This is a genomic window from Streptomyces sp. NPDC002125, assembly GCF_053593715.1.
Map to the genome: position 1 here is coordinate 78268 of NZ_JBSFDD010000006.1, position 17367 is coordinate 95634.

A 17367-nucleotide genomic window follows, 5' to 3' on the forward strand; every position below is an offset into this window, starting at 1 on the left:
GCCTTCCACTCCGACGTGTATATGTTGGCTGCCAATACATACACTGTCTACGGTTCTTATAGGTAGGCTGCCTACTCATGAAGGCGGATGCGGTGCGAGGGCACCTCGACGGACTGTTGCTCGCCGTGCTGGAGCAGGGCCCGCTGCACGGGTACGCGATCATCGCCGCTGTGCAGCGCCGCAGCGGAGGAGTGGTCGAGCTGCGTACGGGCACGATCTATCCGGCGCTGAACCGGCTGGAGCGGACCGGGCTGCTCAGCAGCAGCTGGGAGTCCGTCGGTGAACGGCGCCGACGCTGCTACGCGCTCACCGACCAGGGGCGGCGCACCCTGGCGGGGGAGCGGACGGCCTGGGACGAGTTCACCACGGCGATCGGCTCCGTCCTCAACCCGGCCACCCCGCCCGGGATCACGACGTGAAGGCCGGCGAACCGGCCGACCTCGTCGCGGAGTACGAGGCGGCCCTGACGGCCGCCCTGCACGGGCCCGTCGCCGAGAAGGCCCGCATGATCGAGGAACTGCGCGACGGTCTCGCGGACACGGTCGAGGCCCACGTGGGCGAGGGGCGGTCCTACGCGCAGGCGGCCCGACTGGCGGTGCGGGAGTTCGGGACCGTCGAGGAGATCGTGCCGGTCTGCCAGCGTGAACTGGCCATCGCCCAGGCCCGGCACACGGCCCGGGCGGTCGTCCTCGCGGTGCCCTTCCTGATCGCCTGCTGGTACCTCGCCCGGGCGTCCGGTTCCGCCGGGGCCGCCTGGCAACTGGCCCGTGCGGCCCAGTCGTTCGCGGTGTGCCTGGCGGGCGTGGCCGTCGTGGCGGCGCTGTTCGCCGCTTCGACGGCGGCGGCCACCGGCGTACTCGCCCGTCGGCTGCCCACGCCGCCCCGGCTGCCCCTGATGGTCGCCTGGGCCGGCACCACGACCAGCGTCGCCATGGCGTTCGCGACGCTCACGCTCGCCCTTGCCGCCGCGCTGGCCACGGACTGGCCGCTGCTCGCCCTGGCAGGTGCCCTCTCGGCCGCCTCGCACGCCGCGGTGGCCTCCTCGGCCCGAGCCGGCCGCCGCTGCGCACGCCTGGCCCTCGCGTAGAGGGCACCCGGGGGCCGTGCGTACGGGAGCGGCCGCCCGCTGGAAACGAATCCAGGGGCGGCCGAGTGAGGCCGATCGAAGCCCGGCGGGTGCTTCGCGGCGGGTGGGTCAGATGTGGCCGAAGAAGATGCTGCCCGGGGCTTCGGGGTCGTTGGACAGGAAGTGCTCGCGAACCGCGCGGATGAACTCGTGGCGGGAGATCGCCCCGTCTCCGTCGGTGTCGAGCCTGGCGAACAGGTCCATCGTCTGCGGCGAGGAGTCCTTCCAGATGTCCCGCATCAGACGGACGAACTCGTCCTTGCTGATCTCGTTGTCGCCGTCGGCATCGATGACGTCGAAGATCGCGTGGCCGCCGCCCTCGGTCACGTTGAGGCGGCTGGTGTCGATGACCGCGAGACGGTTGGCGGTGACGAACTGCTCCTTGGTGAGCCGGTCCCCGTCCACGCCCGAGTGGCGCAACAGCTCCAGCCAGTAGATCTGGCTGAAGGTCTGGAGTGCCCTGGCCCGCCGGTCGTCCTTGGAGAGGCTGTAGCCCTGGATGTAGCGGTCGGCGAGCTTCTGGTAGTCCGACCAGTCGAGGTAGCCGTCCTGGTTGGCGTCCATCTGGTCGAAGGTGCGCTCAAGCTTGACGGTGATGATGTCGTGCGCCGCGGTGGTCATGAGTATCCCTGTTTCGTGGTCAAATCTGCTGACCTGTTCAGGATCGCCCGTGGATTCCTGGCGGAGGGTGAAATGCCCAGTTGATCACCCGATTCAGTGATCACTTCCTGTCCGGATCACGGGCCCGGCCTGGGCGCCCGTTGCTCGCCGGCGGTCCGGTCGGGGCGGCGCGGCTGTGCGGGAGGTCCGCCGGCCAGAGTCCTCTCCCAGAACACTTCGTCACGCCATGCGCCGTCGGCGTAGAAGTGGGCATGAGCGACGCCCCAGGAGCTGAATCCGTGCCTGCGGAGGATGGCCTGGGACGCGAGGTTCTCCAACTGGGTGTGTGCCTCCAGCCGGTGCAGCTTCAGCTCGTCCTCGGCGACCCGCACCGCGAGCCCGACGGCACGGCTCGTGTGACCGAGTCCCTGGTGGGGTGAAGAGACCCAGTAGCCGAGGAACCCCTTCTGGAACGGGCCGCGCAGGATCGAGCTGATGGTGACCTGCCCAATGACGTCCTCACCCGAGACCACGACTCCGGGCCACGCCAGCCCTCCGTCGTGGGCGACCAGCAGGCCGTCGATCACCGAGGCCTGCCCGGCGGGCGTGTAGTACTCCGCGGACCTTTCGGGCAGCCAGCGCGCGTACGCCTGCCTGTCCCGGTGCAGCAGACCGGCCAGCACGGGGGCGTCGGAGGGCTCGATCAAGCGGATCGACGTGGAGCTCATGGGTGTCCTGCCGTCCTGTCTCAGCCCTGCGCGGGGTCCGCGAGCCTGTCCAGCTCGCGCATCGCCTGGGCGTGCGCGCTCATCCGGCGCGTCACGGTGCCGATGGTGAACAGGGACCCGCCGGCCACCGAGACCGGTACGGACAGCCCGAGCACCCCCAGGACCTCCGGCCAGTCGCGCTCCTGCTGGCAGTAATCCCCGTGCCCCTTGCCCTCGTTGGCGGTGCTCCACTCGGTGAAGAGCCGGGACTCGCACTCGTCGGGATACTTGTCGTCCGGCTTCCGGTCCGCTGTGTACGGCGTCAGCAGCAGAACGCCCACCCAGACCCACAGGACCGCGGCCAGGGACAGCAGGACCAGTCCCCACGTACGTATCCTTCCGGCCCGGTCGCGGAAGTCGGCGTCGAACTCACGTGATCGCATAGCGGCCGAATCTAGCGGAGCCCGTCCATGAGCGGCTTGCGGGGCAGGGCGGGAGAGGCATCAGCCCGCGCGGCTCCGCAGCCAGTCGTCCAGCGTCGCGAAGTCCGCGTCGGTCAGGCCCCGCCAAGCCTCGACCCGGTGCAGGAGCGCCGGGCCGGGGTGGCGTGCCTCCACCCAGGAGCGGTCGATGTCCGTGATCTCGTCGTCGACCCAGGCGAAGGGGCGCCCGTCCGCATACGCCACGAGCCCCGGCGTCTTCCAGTGCAGCCCGGCCGGCCCCTCGTCGAGCGGTGGATCGGGCCAGTTCACCACGGGCAGTTCCGGCAGCCCGAGCCACGGCGTGAGGTACCGGTTCGCGTCCGACATCCATGTCGTGGCCCACACCAGCTCGCAGGGCAGGGCCAGCAATCGGGAGCCCTGGCCGGGATCGACCCTGTTGACCAGCGGGTTCGCGGCGGCTTCCCCCAGGCCGCGCCCCGCGTCGAAGACCGGATAGCCGTCCGGGAGCTGAGTCCGGGTCGCCCCGAAGGGGATGAGCGGGCCGTCTACGTCGAGGAAGAGGAGCGGCAGGCTGGTGCGGGTCACGCCTGCACGGTAGCTGCCCGTTTCTGGCCTCAAGGGCTCCGCCGGCTCAGCGGAGCCCGTCCACGAACGCCTGCCAGGCGCCGGTGCCCACGATCAGGACGGGGCCAGCCGGGTTCTTGCTGTCGCGGACGGGGACGGACGCGGAGCAGCCGTCGGCCACCTCGACGCATTCGCCGCCGTTGGTTCCGCTGTAGGAGGACTTACGCCAGGCGGCGCCGCCGGTGACGGTGCACTCGACGCAGTCGCCGCCGGTGTTTCCGCTGTAGCTGGACTTACGCCACTGCGCGCTCTTCGGGTTTGGGCCGGTTGCCATAACGCTCCTCCATCACACGCTTGATCAGTGCCGCTGAGTCCTCGATGGAGAGGGCTGCGGCCTGCAAGTGAGCGTAACGGCGCGCGGCCTCCCTGACGGTCTCGGGGTTGGCGGTCATGTGACCGGCGATGAGGTCCTCCGTGTAGATGAGATCCGGGTCGTCGTCAAAGCGGAGGAGGTTGAACGAACCTGCCAGACTTGAGTGTTCACCCGCCGCGAAGGGCAGCACCTGAATTCTCATCCACCGGTGCCCGGTGAACTCCAACAAGCGGGCCAGTTGGTTCCGCATGACCTCGCGGCCACCGATCGGCCGGTGTAGCACGGCCTCGTCCAGAACCGTCCAGGCCAGAGGTGGCTGTTCACGCTCCAGGATGCGCTGACGCTCCATCCGGGCGGCTACCTGCCCGCTCAAGTCGTCCGGCATGCCGGTGGCCAGCACCGCCCGCGCATACTCCTCCGTCTGCAACAGCCCGTACACCAACTGCGCCTGATACGTGGAGATGTACGTCGCCCGCGCCTCCATCTCCGCGTACGGCTGGAACCAGCTCGGCAGTTGGCTTCGCAGCACCAGACCGACCAGCCGCGAGAACACCCCGTCCGTTCCCAGTGCCGCGTCCAGGCGTTCCGAGAATTCGCGGGTCGGCACCTTCTTCGTCGTCTCGATCTGGCCGATCAGCGAGCCCGTACAGAAGATGATCTCGCCGAGCTGGCCCTGCCGCAGGCCGTGGGCCTCGCGCTGGCGGCGCAGCTCCCAGCCGTAGTAGTCCAGGGGCGAAGCGCTCGGGTCGAGTGACTGCACGTTGGCCACGGCGGGGGTGCCTCTCGCTTCAACGCCTGGCGGCGTTCGTTTCAGGTTGTAGCCGAGAGTAATCAACGCACTGCACGCTGGTGACATGAATCACGTAACCGATACCCGGACCGGTGACGCGGAGGCCGCCGTCTACCGTGCCGAGTTTGCGATCGGCGAGCACTCCGCCCGCCATCTCCGCCGCATCCTGCGGCTCTACCTCAAGGGCTGGGACCTGCTCGACGTGGCGGACGCGGCGGAGCTCGCGATGACCGAGCTGATCGCCAACGTCGTGCGGCACGTGCCCGGCCGCCGCTGCCAGACCATGATCTTCCTGCTCCCCGCCCCGGGCGTACGCGTCGAGATCGCGGACACCTCGCCCCTGGTGCCCCGTCTGGTGGCGGGCGACCCGCTGGACGAGGGCGGACGGGGGCTGCTGCTGGTCGACGCCGTCACCGACGGCTGGGGCGTCGAGGCGCGCCGTGACGGGGGCGGGAAGACGGTGTGGTTCGAGTGCCTCGGCCGGGCGGCGGCTCAGCGGGAGGTGCCGAGCTCCGCGAGCACCGCGTCGGTGAAGGGCGTCCAGACCTCGGCGGCCCACGGTCCGAACGCGCGGTCCGTCAGCGCGACGCAGGCCGCGCCCGCCGCCGGGTCGATCCACAGGAACGTGCCGGACTGGCCGAAGTGGCCGAAGGTGGCGGGGGAGGAGGAAAGCCCGGTCCAGTGCGGTGACTTGGAGTCCCGGATCTCGAAGCCGAGCCCCCAGTCGTTGGGGTTCTGATGGCCGTAGCCGGGGAGCACGCCCTTGAGGCCGGGGTGGACGACGGTCTGCGCCTCCAGCACCGTGCGCGGATCGAGGAGGCGCGGGGCCTGCACCTCGGCGGCGAAGCGGACCAGGTCGTCCACGGTCGAGACGCCGTCCTTGGCCGGGGAGCCCTCCAGGGTCGTGGACGTCATGCCCAGGGGCTCCAGGACCGCCTGGCGCACGTACTCGGAAAAGGGGATCTCCGTGGCCTTCGCGATGTGGTCGCCGAGCACCTCGAAGCCCGCGTTGGAGTAGAGCCTGCGGGTGCCGGCGGGCGCGGTGACCCGGTGTTCGTCGAAGGCGAGGCCGCTGGTGTGCGCGAGGAGATGGCGGACGGTCGAGCCCTCCGGGCCGGCCGGTTCGTCCAGCTCGACGGCTCCCTCCTCGTACGCCACCAGCGCCGCGTACGCCGCGAGCGGCTTGGTCACCGAGGCCAGCGGGAAGCGGTGCGCGGTGGGACCATGGGTACCCAGGAGCGTGCCGTCCGCCCTGACGACGGCGGCTGCCGCGGTCGGGACGGGCCAGTTCTCGATCATCGCCAGGCTCTGCATGCGTACGAGCCTAACGGGAACCCGAAAGCGAGATCGCCCCTGATATCGCTTGCCTGGAGTGCACTCCAAGGTTCTAGCGTGGAGGACATGACGGTGATGGAGAGCGTTTCCGCACGCACGGACACCTGCGCATCGGCACCCGAGGTGCATCCGCGCCCCGAGGGCCAGGACCGGTACACCATCAGCGAGGTCGTCGCGTTCAGTGGGCTCTCCGCCCACACGCTGCGCTGGTACGAGCGGATCGGGCTCATGCCGCACGTCGACCGCTCGCACACGGGACAGCGCAGGTTCAGCAACCGCGACCTGGACTGGCTGGCCTTCGTCGGAAAGCTCAGGCTGACCGGGATGCCGGTCGCCGCCATGGTCAGATACGCGGAGCTGGTCCGCGAGGGCGAACACACCTTCGCCGAGCGGCAGGAGCTGCTGGAGTCGACCCGGCGCGATGTGAGGGCGCGGATCGCGGAGCTCCAGGGAACCCTGGCCGTACTGGACTTCAAGATCGAGTTCTACGGCGGCTCCACCGCGGCGACCGAATCGGAAAGGGTCTGAGGACATGAGCGACACAGCGAAGATCGGCACGGCACGGCTCGGGGACGGAGGCCCGCAGGTCGGCGTGCAGGGGCTCGGCTGCATGGGGATCAGCGAGTTCTACGGCGACACCGACGAGGCGGCTGCCAGGGACACCCTGGAAGCGGCGCTGGAGGCGGGTGTCACCCTCTTCGACACGGCCGACGCCTATGGCCGGGGAGCCAACGAGGAGTTCCTCGCGCCGTTCTTCGGGGCGCACCGCGAAGAGGTCACGGTGGCCACGAAGTTCGCCATAGAGCGGACCGACGACCCGCACTACAGGGGCGTGCGCAACGATCCCGCGTACATCCGGGCGGCCGTCGAGGGCAGCCTGCGCCGGCTGGGCACCGACGTCATCGACCTCTACTACATGCACCGCCGTGACCCGCTCGTCCCGCTCGCCGATTCGGTGGGCGCGATGGCCGAGCTGGTGCGGGAGGGCAAGGTCAGGCAGCTCGGGCTGAGCGAGGTGACGGGGGACGAACTGCGCGAGGCGCACGCCGTGCACCCGATCGCCGCCCTCCAGTCGGAGTGGTCGCTCTTCAGCCGCGACGTGGAGCGCAGCGCGGTGCCCGCGGCCGTGGAGCTCGGGGTGACCTTCGTGCCGTACTCGCCGCTCGGCCGGGGCTTTCTGACCGGGGCGTTCGCGGACGCGGCGAAGGAACTGACGGCCGGCGACTTCCGCACGCACCAGCCGCGCTTCACCGGCGAGAACGCGAAGACCAACGCGGCTCTGCTGGAGCCCGTACACAAGATCGCGGCGGCCCACGGGGCGACGGCCGCACAGGTCGCGCTGGCCTGGGTGCAGCAGCGGGCGCAGGTGCACGGCCTCGCCGTCGTGCCGATCCCGGGCACCCGCAAGCGCAGCCGCCTGCTGGAGAACCTCGGGGCGACCCGGCTGACCCTGTCCGAGCAGGAGCTGGAGCAGCTGGAGCCCATCGCCGGCCAGGTCGCGGGGGACAGGTACCCGGACATGAGCAGCACGGCCACCGTGCGCGAGTAGCCTCACGCCAGCCGGAGCGCGAAGACCGCGAAGCCCGCCGCGAGCAGCCCCGCCGCTGCCCGGCGGGCGTTCGCGCCGTGCGAGCCCTTCTCCCAGGGCTCCTCGAACCGGCGGGCGTAGCGGGCGATCAGGACCAGCAGCGCGGCGAACAGCGGCATCCAGGCCAGCCGCGCGAGAATCCAGCCGACGGAGACCGGGCTCGTCGTCAGACCGGGCACCGCGCCGGCGAAGGACGCGGGAACGGCGGCGGCCAGCATCGCCGTCTGGTGCCAGCACAGGATCGTCATCGCGGACAGATTGATCACCACCACCGGTGCCCACAGCGCGGGACGGCGCAGCGCCGTGGCGATCCGGCCGTGCAGCAGGACGGCCGCACCGCTCTGCGCGGAGGCCAGCGCGAGGACCAGCAGCGACGGCGGATGCGAGTTGGTCCGCGCCTCGCCGGGCACACCGACCATCGACGCCGGGTAGTGGAAGACGAGCAGCAGCGCGGCGAACAGCACCGTGCCGCCGACGAGCAGCGTCCGCGCCCCGCGCCGGGACAGGCGCCCCCGCCCCCAGGAGACACCGAGCTGATAGGCGAAGAGCCAGCCGGGCAGGATGTTCAGCACCCCCAGCCAGGACGGCACGGCGTCCGCGTACGGCCCGTAGCGCAGGAAGTCCACCACGGCGACCGAGCCGATCAGCGGGGCCGCCGCCCAGCCGCCGAGCCGGTCCGCGAGGCGCGCGCAGTACGGAGTGAGCGCGGTGACCACGGCGTAGACCCCGACGAACCACAGCGGCTGGATCACCAGCTTCGCGCCCGTGCGCAGGGTGGCCTCGGGCACCCCGGCCGCGTACAGCACCGGAATCATCAGCGCCCACACGGCGGTCACCCCGAGCACCGGCCTGCCCAGCCTGACCATCCGGCCGCGCAGCCAGGCGCCGGTGGTGGACGGCCTGCGGTGGTAGGAGAGGACGGAGGCGTAACCGCCGACCAGGAAGAAGACGCCCAGCATCTGGAGCACCCAGCTCACCGGGGAGAACACGGCGAAGGTGGAGAGCGGGCTGGCGTTGTGCAGGGCGCCCCCGTCGTCCAGATCGAAACCGCCGAGCAGCCAGTGGCCGGTGGGCACGGCCAGCAGGGCGAGGGCGCGCAGCCCGTCGACCGCGCGGTCACGGTGGGCCGGTGTCCGCTCCTCGATCCTGGAGACCAGCTGCCGGACGCTCATCGGGAGACCCCCTCGGCGATGCCGGCGAAGGCGCGGAGCGAGTCCGTGCCGGGAGCGAAGTAGCCGGTGTGGCCCTCGGCGTCCTCGGCGGGCACGGGCAGGGCCCCGAACCCGGGGTCGGCCGGGTCGGCGCCGTGCCCCAGCCCGAACACCTCCACATGCGGCACGTCGTCGATCCAGTCGGTGTCGTCCTTCGCCACCCAGACCCGGGCCCCGGTGCGCAGCCCCGCCACGTCGTCGGCGCGCATCCCGGGGGAGCCGAGCACGACCAGGTCCGTGGCGCCCAGCCGGGACGCGGCGAGCCCGCACACCACCGAGCCGTAGCTGTGGCAGAACACCACGGGCGCGGGCAGCCCGTCCGCCGCCAGCCCCGCCGTGAAGCGGGTCAGCCGCTCCGCGCCCGCCTCGGCCAGGGTGCCCGTCGCCGCGTCGAGGCCGAGGCCGACGGGGGTGGTGTATCCGGCCCAGGCGACGACGGCACCGTCCCCGCCCGTCGCGGCGTACAGCGACCTCGCCATGCCCGCCGGGGTGCCGTACACATCCGAGCGCCGGTCGAAGGTCCCGGCGTCGATGTCCGAACCGGGCACGACGACGGACACATGGCGGGCCGAGCGCAGGTCCCCGAACACCTCGGCGACCTGGCCGCGGCCCCGGGGGTCGAACGCCAGGATCTGCCGGCCGGGCGCGGCGAGGCTCCTGTATCGGGGATCGTGGGAGGCGCGCAGGGCGAGGGAGTTGGCGCGATAGCGGAGTTCGAGGGGCGCCCCGTCGAGATTGCCGACGACCGACGGGTGGCGTTCCAACAACTCCTGCTGTTGGGTCGAGTTCAGCCCGGCGAAGAACCGCCGTACCTGCTCCGGCGTCGCACGGGCCGGGTCGGGCAGCGCCCGCCCCAGCACCCCGTCGGCACGCCAGGCGGCGCTGCCGGGCGGCGGGCCCGTCACCGCCCGCTCGGTGTTCCCCGACGCCCAGCCGGCCGTTCCCGTCACCACCGCGGTCGCCAGTGCCAGCGCGGCCATCGTCCTCGCGTATCGGCGCATCGTTTCCTCCCCGTACGGCGTGCGCACACCGGGCGGTGTGCCGGGGAGGAAAGTAGGAGGACGGTGTATGGCAGGGCGTCACCCCGAGGCGCCAACCCCGAAGTGGTACCGGGGTAGGGGGAGTACGGGGGGCAGGCCGCATCGGTCACCTGGGGACAGCCCTACGTCCGGGCGCCCTGACCGGGGGTTCCCGGCCCGGGGTCCGGTCACGCCTCGTGGGCCCTTCCCGGGGGCCCGGCGCGGGCACCCTGGGCCGTTCCGGGGGCCGCTCACCCCTCGCCGAAGCCCGCTCACCCCTCGCCGGGGGCCACCAGCCCCGACTCGTACGCGAAGATCACGGCCTGCGCCCGGTCCCGCAGGCCGAGCTTGGCCAGCACCCGGCCGATGTGCGTCTTCACCGTCTGCTCGGCCAGCACCAGCCGCGCCGCGATCTCCTGGTTCGACAGGCCCCGGGCGATCAGCTCCAAAACCTCCGTCTCACGCGGCGTCAGGCCGTTCAGCCGCAGCGCCGGTCCGCCCGACGGGGGCGCCGGCCGCTGCCGCGCGAAGTCCGCGATGAGCCGCCGCGTCACGGACGGCGCGAGCAGCGCGTCGCCCGCCGCCACGATCCGCACCGCGGAGATCAGGTCCGCCGGAGGGGCGTCCTTCAGCAGGAATCCGGACGCCCCGGCGCGCAGCGCCTCGTAGACGTAGTCGTCGACGTCGAAGGTGGTGAGCATCAGGACCTTCGGCCGGTGCACCACCCCCGGCGGCGGGCTCAACAGCGCGCGGGCGGCGGCCAGTCCGTCCATCTCCGGCATCCGCACGTCCATCAGGACGACATCCGGGTGCACCGTCCTGCTGACCTCGACGCCCTGCCGCCCGTCCGGCGCCTCGCCCACCACGTCGATGTCGCTCTGCGCGGCCAGCAGCGCCGCGAACCCGGCCCGCACCATGGCCTGGTCGTCGACGATGATCACGCGGATGGTCACGGTTCCTCCGGGGCGGGGGGTGCCGGGGACGGCTCGGGCGGTTCGGACTGCTGGGGCGGTTCGGGCGGCGGGAGCGGGAGCCGCGCGGCGACCCGGAAGCCCCCGTCCGGCAGCGGCCCGGTGTCGAGCGTGCCGCCGGTCAACCGTACGCGCTCACGCATGCCGACCAGCCCGTGTCCCGTCCCCGACGTCTCCAGCGGCGAAACCGGCTCCGGCGCCCCGTCGTTGACCACCAGCACCGTCAGATGGCCGCCGCCCACCGTGACCGACACCCGGGTCCGCGCGCCAGGCGCGTGCCGCACCACATTGGCCAGCGCCTCCTGCACGATGCGGTACGCCGACAGGTCCACCGCCTGCGGCACATCGCCCCGCTCCACCGCGTCCCGCACCTCCGTCGCCATCGACAGCTCGGCCGGGAGGCCCGCCCGTACCGTCGCCTCCACCAGCTGCTGCACCCGGTCGAGACCGGGCTGCGGGGCCAGTTCGCCCCGGCTGCCGTCACTGCGCAGCACCGACAGCAGCCTCCGCATCTCGGTCAGCGACTCCCGGGCACCGGCCGCGATCGACGCGAACTCCGCCTTCGCCTCCTCGGAGAGCCCACCGATCCGGTACGGAGCCGAGTCGGCCTGCACCGTGATCACCGACATGTGGTGCGCGACCACGTCGTGCAGCTCACGGGCGATCCGGGTCCGTTCCTCCAGCAGCGTCCGCTGCGCCCGCTCGGCCTCGCTGATCGTCTCCTGCTCGACCAGCATGCGCTGGGCCTCGCTCCGCTCCCGTACGGCCGCCCCGATCACCAGCACCACGGCGCCGAGGACAAACAGCAGGAGCGCGCCGCCGTTGCTGCGGGAGGGGGCGACGAGGTGCAGCACCAGCCCGGCCGCACCCGTCGCCAGCCATACGCCGATCGCGGTCCGCCGGGTCTCCCGCAGCCCGAGTGCCAGCAGCACGAAGAGATAGCCGGTGATGACCGGCGGGGGCCACGGCCAGAGGTTGCCCGGCAGCTCGGGGCGGCCCAGCAGGACCACGGCGCCCAGGATGTCCGCGGCGAAGACGATCCACCAGGCCTGGAGCGGCCGGTGCGCCAGCATCAGCATGGGCGCGGCCTGCCCGACGGCCAGGGCCGCGGCGATCCCGCCGGGCACCCCGTAGTCGTTGGCGAGGACCTGGATCGTGACGGGGACGAAGACGCCCGTCAGCGCGAGCACGGCGGCGTACGGCAGCAGGCGCAGCCAGAGCCTCGGGGACTCCGCGAGCAGGGGAGTCGGCGGGTGGGACGGGTGGGACAGCCCATGGGCGAGCTCGCGCAGACTGCGGCGGGCGGCGCTCAGCAGACCGTCGGCGGGCGGCGGTGGCCCGGTGGGGGATGAGGTCATGATCGGGCCAGGGTAGGCACGGAGTGCGCCCCGTGGCGTCATACCGGGGGGTGGACCACGGGCCTCCGGCTCGTACTCCGGTACGGGGCGGTGGGCCGCGGGTCTCGCCTGGTCGCCCGGTAGGGGCAGGTGGACCGCGGGTCTCGCCTCGTCCTCCGGTACGGGCAGGTGGACTGCGGGTCTCGCCTCGTCCTCCGGTACGGGCAGGTGGGCCGCGGGTCTCGCCTGGTCGCCCGGTAGCAGCAGGTGCTCACAGCTCGGCGAGCAGCTCCGCCTTCTTCGCGCTGTACTCCGCGTCCGTCACCAGACCCGCCTGGTGCAGATCGCCGAGGTGGCGTATCCGCTCGGCGATGTCCGCCGGATCGCGCCGCGCCCCGCCCACCGGGACGGCGGCGGTCACGGCGGGCACGGACTGGGTCCTGCGGACGGTCTCCAGGACGGCCGCCGCGAAGGGCAGCGACTCGTGCACCGGTCCGTACCCCAGGCCGAACACCACGGCGGCGGGGTCCTGGTCCGGCTGGACCCGCCGGGCGACCGGAAGGACGGCGCCCTGCGCCGGGTCCTGACCGGGACAGTCCTCACCGGACTCCGCTGCCGTGCCGCGCGGCAGCAGCCGGAGATACCCCTCGAAGGCCTCGGGCGAACGCCACTCGATCCCGCCGAGCTCCGCCACGGGGAACGACTGGTCGCCGGCCTTCCACTTCGCGCTGGACGCGCCCGTCCAGAACCAGCGGAAGGAGACCAGCCGCCCGTCGAAGCCCGCCCGGCCGTCATAGGCCTTGAAGTGCATCGGCGCCTCGGGTGCCGTCACCAGGAAGCGCTCGGCGGGCAGGGACGCCTCGTTCCCGAGGAGGGCGCGCAGCTCGTCGGCGTAGTAGTCGGCGAGCGTCTCGCTCTCGGCCGGAAGCACCAGGCGGTAGGGGTCGCAGCTCTCCTTGAGCTGCCCGGCCGCGGCCTCCAGCAGTGGATCGGCCCCGGGTCTCGGTACCGCGTGCAGGACCACCGTGCCCCGCTTGCCGGGGGTCAGCGTCACCGACGACAGCGCCGCATACGGGATGCGGCGTTCGCGCAGACTCTGGAAGAGCCTCGGCGTGCGGATTCCCCGTTCGAAGCGGATGAGCACGGAGTCGGTGTCGAACTCCCAGGTGGCATGAATTCCGGCCAGCGCATCACCCATGTGCTTCATCGTATGCGGCACAGCCTCGCACGTCCCCCTTCGGTACAGGCAGAATCGCGACCGAGCCGGCCGACCGTTCGCCGCTCTCTACGCGCGTCCGACATCTCTCTACGCGCGTCAGGTCTCCGGCTCGCCGGAGATTTCCCGGTGGCACGCGAGATCGCTGCTCGCGCACGTGACCGAGTCGTACGCACCCACGCCGATGGCGGCGAAGTTGTCCAGACTCTCCGTGCCCGGCTCGAAATAGCCGCTGTGCCCGATGGCGCCGTTCGCCGACACGATCCGCGCCCCGAAGGACGGATCGACCGGATCGGCGCCGTGGCCCAGCCCGCCGACCTCCATGTTCGGCACCTCCGCGATCCAGTCGTCGCTGTCCCGCATCGCCCACACCCTGGCCCGGGTGTGCAGGGCGCCGGCGCTGTCCGCCCGCATCCCCGGGCTGCCCGCGACCGCGATGTCGGACACTCTCGACGGCAGGTCGTGCGCGGCCACACCACACAGCACGGAGCCGTAGCTGTGGCAGAACAGCGAGACGCCCGAGGTGCCCGGCAACCCCTCCACCAGCGCGTTCAGCCGCACCGCTCCTTCCGACGCCAGTCCGCCCAGCACGGCGTCCATCCCGATGCCGACGGGCGTCGTGTAGTCGGCCCACGCGATGACCGCCGTGTGCGAAGCGGGGCGCGCCGAGCGCTCCGCCTCGTACAGCGACCGCGCCATGCCGACCGGCGCCGCGTTCTCCTTGGGGCCGGTGCGCTCCAGCGTCAGCAGATTCGTGTCGACCCCCGGCACGACCACGGAGATCCGGTCGGCCCGGTCGAGGTCGCCGAAGACCTCGGCGGCCCGGCCCCGGCCCGAGGGGTCGAAGGTGAGGATCTGCCGGTCACCGGCGAGCAGGGACCGGAAGCGTGCCAGCCGCAGCACGGCCTGATGGCGCCCGTCCGGTGAGAGCCGGGTGTCCTGGGTCCGCTGCTCCTCGGCCGTCTCGGCCTGCGCGAGGGCGTGCCGGTTGGCCCGGTAACGCAGCTCCACCGGAGCGCCGTTGAGATTTCCCACCACGAGCGGGTACTTGTCGGCGAGCGCCACCTGCTGGCCCGCCGTGAGCGCAGTGAAGAAGTGCGCCAGCCGGGAGGCGGGGGCACCCACGTCCGGGAGAGCGTGACCCGCTATCCGGTCCTTCGCCCAGGCCGCGAGCGCGATCTCGCGCGGCGCGGCGGAGTGCTGGTGGCGCACGGCGGTCCAGCCGGTGGTCGCCAGCATCACGAACACGACCGCGATGGCGAGCAGGGCACGCCACGCGGTGAGGGTGGGGGAGGAGTCGAAGGAAGTCACTGCGCCCCACCCTAGGAGACGCGCCCCTGAGGTCGTCGCAGGGGTGACACGGATCACTCGACCGCGAGGAATTGACCCCCCGTCTCTTACGCTCCGTGTGCGTCGACTCCACACTCCGGCGCACTCGGAGCCGATTGAGTGTCCGAAATGACCGTATCGACGGGGGCGTTGTGAGTTCGGCCATGGGGGAGCCTTGAGGAGTGCGGCACACCTGTGTGCTTCACGTAAGCGTGTGCCTATGCGGCGCGCCAGTTCCTGGAGAGCGCAGGTCCGAGGTGGTCCAGGTGGAGTTCGGTCATCGCCCGGAGCTCCTTCGCGCCCGCGTCCTTGCGCCGCCCCCACAACTGTCCGCTCAGCCGCATCACTCCGGAGAAGGCGGCCACGGCCACCCGGGGACGCGGGTCCGCCTCGACGTCCAGCCCCTCACGCTCCGCGATCAGCAGGGCGATCTGCTGCTCCAGTCCGATGTTGCGCCGGATGTGGGCGGAGAGCAGGGCCGGGGTCGATTCGATCATCCGGTAGGTGCGGATCTGGAGTTCGATCACGGCCTCGTCGCCGATCTCCGCCGCCATGCCGTCCCAGGCGTCGGTGACGGCTCTGCGCATTGCCTCGAAAGGGGCCTCCGTCGCCGGACGTTGACGCAACTCCGCGAGGAACCGCGCGTCCACCGCGTCCTGTACGGCGAAGGCGGTGGCCTCCTTGTTCACGAAGTAGCGGAAAAACGTGCGCTGGGAGACCCCGACGGCCTCGACGATCTCGTCGACGGTGGTCCGGTCGTACCCCTGGGTGGTGAAGAGCCTGAGGGCGGCGTGCAGCAGGGCCTCACGGGTGCGCTGCTTCTTGCGCTCACGCAATCCGACCCGGGCCCCTGCGAAGGGGGCGCAAGGTGTCTGCCTGCGTGTCACGTGCCGGACCTCTTTTCGCGGTTTTTACCTGACCAGCCTACCTGTGAGCTACGTGACAGTTACTGTCGCGTGAATTGGTTAGTCAACTGTCAGCGACTGCCATAACGTCCTGTCCATGACTAGTCAGACCACTGTCGAAAAGGCGCCGCGGGAGCCTGAAGACACCCTTGTTCCCGCACCGGCGAAGGGGCTGCGCGGCCACCCGTGGCTGACGCTCTTCGCCGTGGCCATCGGCGTGATGATGGTGGCGCTCGACGGCACGATCGTCGCGATCGCCAACCCCGCGATCCAGCAGGACCTCGGCGCCTCGCTCGCCGACGTCCAGTGGATCACCAACGGCTACATGCTCGCCCTCGCGGTCTCCCTGATCACCGCGGGCAAGCTCGGCGACCGCTTCGGCCACCGCCAGACCTTCCTGATAGGGATCGCGGGCTTCGCCGCCGCGTCGGCGGCCATCGGCCTCTCCGACAGCGTCGCCCTGGTGATCGTCTTCCGCGTGCTCCAGGGTCTCTTCGGCGCCCTGCTGATGCCCGCCGCTCTCGGACTGCTGCGCGCCACCTTCCCCGCCGAGAAGCTGAACATGGCGATCGGCATCTGGGGCATGGTGATCGGCGCCTCGACCGCGGGCGGACCGATCCTCGGCGGTGTGCTCGTGGAGCACGTCAGCTGGCAGTCCGTCTTCTTCATCAACGTGCCGGTCGGTGTGCTCGCGCTCCTCTTCGGCCTCGTGATCCTCAGGGACCACCGCGCCGAGAACGCGCCGAAGTCCTTCGACATCGGCGGCATCGTGCTGCTGTCGCAGGCGATGTTCTGCCTGATCTGGGCGCTGATCAAGGGCTCCGAGTGGGGCTGGGGCGACTGGAAGACGCTCGGCTTCCTGGGCGCCGCGCTCGTCCTGTTCTTCGTGTTCGCGCTCTCCCAGAAAAACGTCCGCGAGCCGCTGATCCCGCTGTCGATGTTCCGTTCCCTGCCGCTGTCGGCGGGTGTGGTCCTGATGGTGCTGATGGCGTTCGCCTTCATGGGCGGCCTGTTCTTCGTCACCTTCTATCTCCAGAACGTGCACGGCATGAGCCCGGTGGACAGCGGTCTGCACCTGCTGCCGCTGACCGGGATGATGATCGTCGGCTCGCCGCTCGCCGGCGCCGCCATCACCAGGTTCGGCCCGCGTGTGCCGCTGGTCGGCGGCATGGTGTCCGTCGCGATCGCCATGTTCGGCATGTCGCAGCTGACCATCGGCACCGGCACGCTGACGATGTCGCTCTGGTTCGCGCTCCTCGGGTTCGGCCTCGCGCCGGTCATGGTCGGCGCCACCGAGGTCATCGTGGGCAACGCCCCGATGGAGCTCTCCGGCGTCGCGGGCGGTCTCCAGCAGGCCGCCATGCAGGTCGGCGGCAGCCTCGGTACGGCCGTCCTCGGCGCGGTCATGGCCGCCCAGGTCGACGCCAAGCTCGACGACAACTGGAAGGCCGCGGAGCTCCCGCCGGTCGACGCGGCGCAGCTGGAGCAGGCGTCCTCCGCCATCAAGGTCGGTATGCCGCCGATCGCGCCGGGGACCCCGCCGGAGCTCGCGGTGAAGATCACGGACGTCGCCCATGACACGTTCGTGTCGGGCATGAGCTCCGCCTTCATGGTCGCGGGCATCGTCGCCGTGGTCGCGGCCCTCGTCGCCACGCTCACCAAGCGCGGCGCGAACGCCGAGGCCGGGATGGGCGCAGGGCACATCTGACCCCTCGGCCGCCCCCGGCTCACCGCCGGGAGGAACGCGTCAACACAGCGCACCCGACAGCCCCGCCGGACGGTACCGGCGGGGCTGTCGCCTATCAGGGTGGTCCGCTCCCCGGCCCCTTCCCCGCTCGCTCCGGCGCAGGTCA

Annotated in this window: 19 protein-coding genes and 1 pseudogene; 6 read left to right on the forward strand and 14 right to left on the reverse strand. The window is 71.5% G+C overall.

Going from position 1 to position 17367, the window contains the following annotated elements:
- Nucleotides 1-77 precede the first annotated feature (77 nt).
- Nucleotides 78-419 (forward strand): PadR family transcriptional regulator, encoded by a 342-nt coding sequence (locus tag ACWCQM_RS12865; RefSeq protein WP_450915332.1) that lies wholly within the window; start codon nucleotides 78-80, stop codon nucleotides 417-419.
- Nucleotides 416-1087 carry a permease prefix domain 1-containing protein gene (locus ACWCQM_RS12870; protein WP_450915333.1) on the forward strand — a complete coding sequence of 224 codons (672 nt, stop codon included), beginning with the start codon at nucleotides 416-418 and terminating at the stop codon, nucleotides 1085-1087. Before ACWCQM_RS12865 ends, ACWCQM_RS12870 begins: the two co-directional genes overlap by 4 nt.
- Before the next feature lie 108 nt (nucleotides 1088-1195).
- Here the strand turns inward: ACWCQM_RS12870 and ACWCQM_RS12875 are convergent, their stop codons facing one another.
- From ACWCQM_RS12875 to ACWCQM_RS12900, 6 genes are all read right to left on the reverse strand, one after another.
- Entirely contained in the window at nucleotides 1196-1747 is a 552-nt protein-coding gene (locus ACWCQM_RS12875; protein ID WP_450915334.1) for an EF-hand domain-containing protein, read from the reverse strand.
- A 116-nt stretch (nucleotides 1748-1863) separates the two neighbouring features.
- Complete coding sequence (locus ACWCQM_RS12880; protein ID WP_450915335.1) at nucleotides 1864-2454, reverse strand: GNAT family N-acetyltransferase; 591 nt, start codon at nucleotides 2452-2454, stop codon at nucleotides 1864-1866.
- A gap of 20 nt (nucleotides 2455-2474) precedes the next feature.
- On the reverse strand, nucleotides 2475-2876 hold the full coding sequence (locus ACWCQM_RS12885; RefSeq protein WP_450915336.1) for a hypothetical protein: 402 nt from the start codon (nucleotides 2874-2876) through the stop codon (nucleotides 2475-2477).
- A 60-nt stretch (nucleotides 2877-2936) separates the two neighbouring features.
- A complete protein-coding gene (locus ACWCQM_RS12890; protein WP_450915337.1) occupies nucleotides 2937-3461 on the reverse strand; it encodes a hypothetical protein in 525 nt (174 codons plus the stop codon).
- A 46-nt stretch (nucleotides 3462-3507) separates the two neighbouring features.
- Complete coding sequence (locus ACWCQM_RS12895) at nucleotides 3508-3774, reverse strand: DUF397 domain-containing protein (RefSeq protein ID WP_450915338.1); 267 nt, start codon at nucleotides 3772-3774, stop codon at nucleotides 3508-3510.
- Nucleotides 3734-4582, reverse strand: a complete 849-nt coding sequence (locus tag ACWCQM_RS12900) for a helix-turn-helix domain-containing protein (protein WP_450915339.1) — start codon at nucleotides 4580-4582, stop codon at nucleotides 3734-3736. The genes ACWCQM_RS12895 and ACWCQM_RS12900 overlap by 41 nt, the downstream gene beginning before the upstream one ends.
- An 85-nt stretch (nucleotides 4583-4667) precedes the next feature.
- On the opposite strand from ACWCQM_RS12900, the pseudogene ACWCQM_RS12905 reads away from it, so the two are divergent.
- Nucleotides 4668-5081: pseudogene (locus ACWCQM_RS12905) on the forward strand (ATP-binding protein); the annotation flags it as partial.
- A 14-nt stretch (nucleotides 5082-5095) separates the two neighbouring features.
- Here ACWCQM_RS12905 and ACWCQM_RS12910 read toward each other — a convergent pair.
- On the reverse strand, nucleotides 5096-5917 hold the full coding sequence (locus ACWCQM_RS12910) for a serine hydrolase domain-containing protein (RefSeq protein WP_450915340.1): 822 nt from the start codon (nucleotides 5915-5917) through the stop codon (nucleotides 5096-5098).
- 87 nt (nucleotides 5918-6004) lie between these two features.
- On the opposite strand from ACWCQM_RS12910, the gene ACWCQM_RS12915 reads away from it, so the two are divergent.
- The gene (locus ACWCQM_RS12915) at nucleotides 6005-6466 is read left to right on the forward strand and encodes a MerR family transcriptional regulator (protein WP_267075924.1); all 462 of its coding nucleotides are present in this window, start codon (nucleotides 6005-6007) and stop codon (nucleotides 6464-6466) included.
- A 4-nt stretch (nucleotides 6467-6470) separates the two neighbouring features.
- Nucleotides 6471-7487, forward strand: coding sequence for an aldo/keto reductase (locus tag ACWCQM_RS12920; protein ID WP_450915341.1), 1017 nt, complete (start codon nucleotides 6471-6473; stop codon nucleotides 7485-7487).
- Nucleotides 7488-7489: 2 nt separating this feature from the next.
- Here the strand turns inward: ACWCQM_RS12920 and ACWCQM_RS12925 are convergent, their stop codons facing one another.
- The 7 genes from ACWCQM_RS12925 to ACWCQM_RS12955 form a co-directional block, all read right to left on the reverse strand.
- A complete protein-coding gene (locus ACWCQM_RS12925; RefSeq protein WP_450915342.1) occupies nucleotides 7490-8698 on the reverse strand; it encodes an acyltransferase family protein in 1209 nt (402 codons plus the stop codon).
- Nucleotides 8695-9738 carry an alpha/beta hydrolase gene (locus ACWCQM_RS12930; protein ID WP_450915343.1) on the reverse strand — a complete coding sequence of 348 codons (1044 nt, stop codon included), beginning with the start codon at nucleotides 9736-9738 and terminating at the stop codon, nucleotides 8695-8697. Before ACWCQM_RS12930 ends, ACWCQM_RS12925 begins: the two co-directional genes overlap by 4 nt.
- 290 nt (nucleotides 9739-10028) lie before the next feature.
- Nucleotides 10029-10709 (reverse strand): response regulator, encoded by a 681-nt coding sequence (locus tag ACWCQM_RS12935; protein ID WP_450915344.1) that lies wholly within the window; start codon nucleotides 10707-10709, stop codon nucleotides 10029-10031.
- Complete coding sequence (locus ACWCQM_RS12940) at nucleotides 10706-12085, reverse strand: sensor histidine kinase (protein WP_450915345.1); 1380 nt, start codon at nucleotides 12083-12085, stop codon at nucleotides 10706-10708. The genes ACWCQM_RS12935 and ACWCQM_RS12940 overlap by 4 nt, the downstream gene beginning before the upstream one ends.
- A gap of 250 nt (nucleotides 12086-12335) precedes the next feature.
- Complete coding sequence (locus tag ACWCQM_RS12945) at nucleotides 12336-13262, reverse strand: DUF4429 domain-containing protein (RefSeq protein WP_450915346.1); 927 nt, start codon at nucleotides 13260-13262, stop codon at nucleotides 12336-12338.
- Nucleotides 13263-13379: 117 nt separating this feature from the next.
- Nucleotides 13380-14591, reverse strand: a complete 1212-nt coding sequence (locus ACWCQM_RS12950) for an alpha/beta hydrolase (protein ID WP_450915347.1) — start codon at nucleotides 14589-14591, stop codon at nucleotides 13380-13382.
- A 236-nt stretch (nucleotides 14592-14827) separates the two neighbouring features.
- Nucleotides 14828-15445: a TetR family transcriptional regulator gene (locus tag ACWCQM_RS12955; protein ID WP_450915348.1), complete on the reverse strand. Its 618-nt coding sequence runs from the start codon at nucleotides 15443-15445 to the stop codon at nucleotides 14828-14830.
- Between the two features lie 289 nt (nucleotides 15446-15734).
- Here ACWCQM_RS12955 and ACWCQM_RS12960 point away from each other — a divergent pair, with 289 nt between their 5' ends.
- Nucleotides 15735-17222, forward strand: a complete 1488-nt coding sequence (locus tag ACWCQM_RS12960) for an MFS transporter (RefSeq protein ID WP_450915565.1) — start codon at nucleotides 15735-15737, stop codon at nucleotides 17220-17222.
- Nucleotides 17223-17367: the final 145 nt, after the last annotated feature.

What these genes read in the sequence shown, in the direction of transcription:
- ACWCQM_RS12865 (WP_450915332.1), top strand. Translation starts at nt 78, where the DNA reads ATGAAGGCGGATGCGGTGCGAGGGCACCTCGACGGACTGTTGCTCGCC.
- ACWCQM_RS12875 (WP_450915334.1), bottom strand. Translation starts at nt 1,747, where the DNA reads ATGACCACCGCGGCGCACGACATCATCACCGTCAAGCTTGAGCGCACC.
- ACWCQM_RS12880 (WP_450915335.1), bottom strand. Translation starts at nt 2,454, where the DNA reads ATGAGCTCCACGTCGATCCGCTTGATCGAGCCCTCCGACGCCCCCGTG.
- ACWCQM_RS12885 (WP_450915336.1), bottom strand. Translation starts at nt 2,876, where the DNA reads ATGCGATCACGTGAGTTCGACGCCGACTTCCGCGACCGGGCCGGAAGG.
- ACWCQM_RS12895 (WP_450915338.1), bottom strand. Translation starts at nt 3,774, where the DNA reads ATGGCAACCGGCCCAAACCCGAAGAGCGCGCAGTGGCGTAAGTCCAGC.
- ACWCQM_RS12910 (WP_450915340.1), bottom strand. Translation starts at nt 5,917, where the DNA reads ATGCAGAGCCTGGCGATGATCGAGAACTGGCCCGTCCCGACCGCGGCA.
- ACWCQM_RS12915 (WP_267075924.1), top strand. Translation starts at nt 6,005, where the DNA reads ATGACGGTGATGGAGAGCGTTTCCGCACGCACGGACACCTGCGCATCG.
- ACWCQM_RS12920 (WP_450915341.1), top strand. Translation starts at nt 6,471, where the DNA reads ATGAGCGACACAGCGAAGATCGGCACGGCACGGCTCGGGGACGGAGGC.
- ACWCQM_RS12925 (WP_450915342.1), bottom strand. Translation starts at nt 8,698, where the DNA reads ATGAGCGTCCGGCAGCTGGTCTCCAGGATCGAGGAGCGGACACCGGCC.
- ACWCQM_RS12930 (WP_450915343.1), bottom strand. Translation starts at nt 9,738, where the DNA reads ATGCGCCGATACGCGAGGACGATGGCCGCGCTGGCACTGGCGACCGCG.
- ACWCQM_RS12940 (WP_450915345.1), bottom strand. Translation starts at nt 12,085, where the DNA reads ATGACCTCATCCCCCACCGGGCCACCGCCGCCCGCCGACGGTCTGCTG.
- ACWCQM_RS12945 (WP_450915346.1), bottom strand. Translation starts at nt 13,262, where the DNA reads ATGGGTGATGCGCTGGCCGGAATTCATGCCACCTGGGAGTTCGACACC.
- ACWCQM_RS12960 (WP_450915565.1), top strand. Translation starts at nt 15,735, where the DNA reads ATGATGGTGGCGCTCGACGGCACGATCGTCGCGATCGCCAACCCCGCG.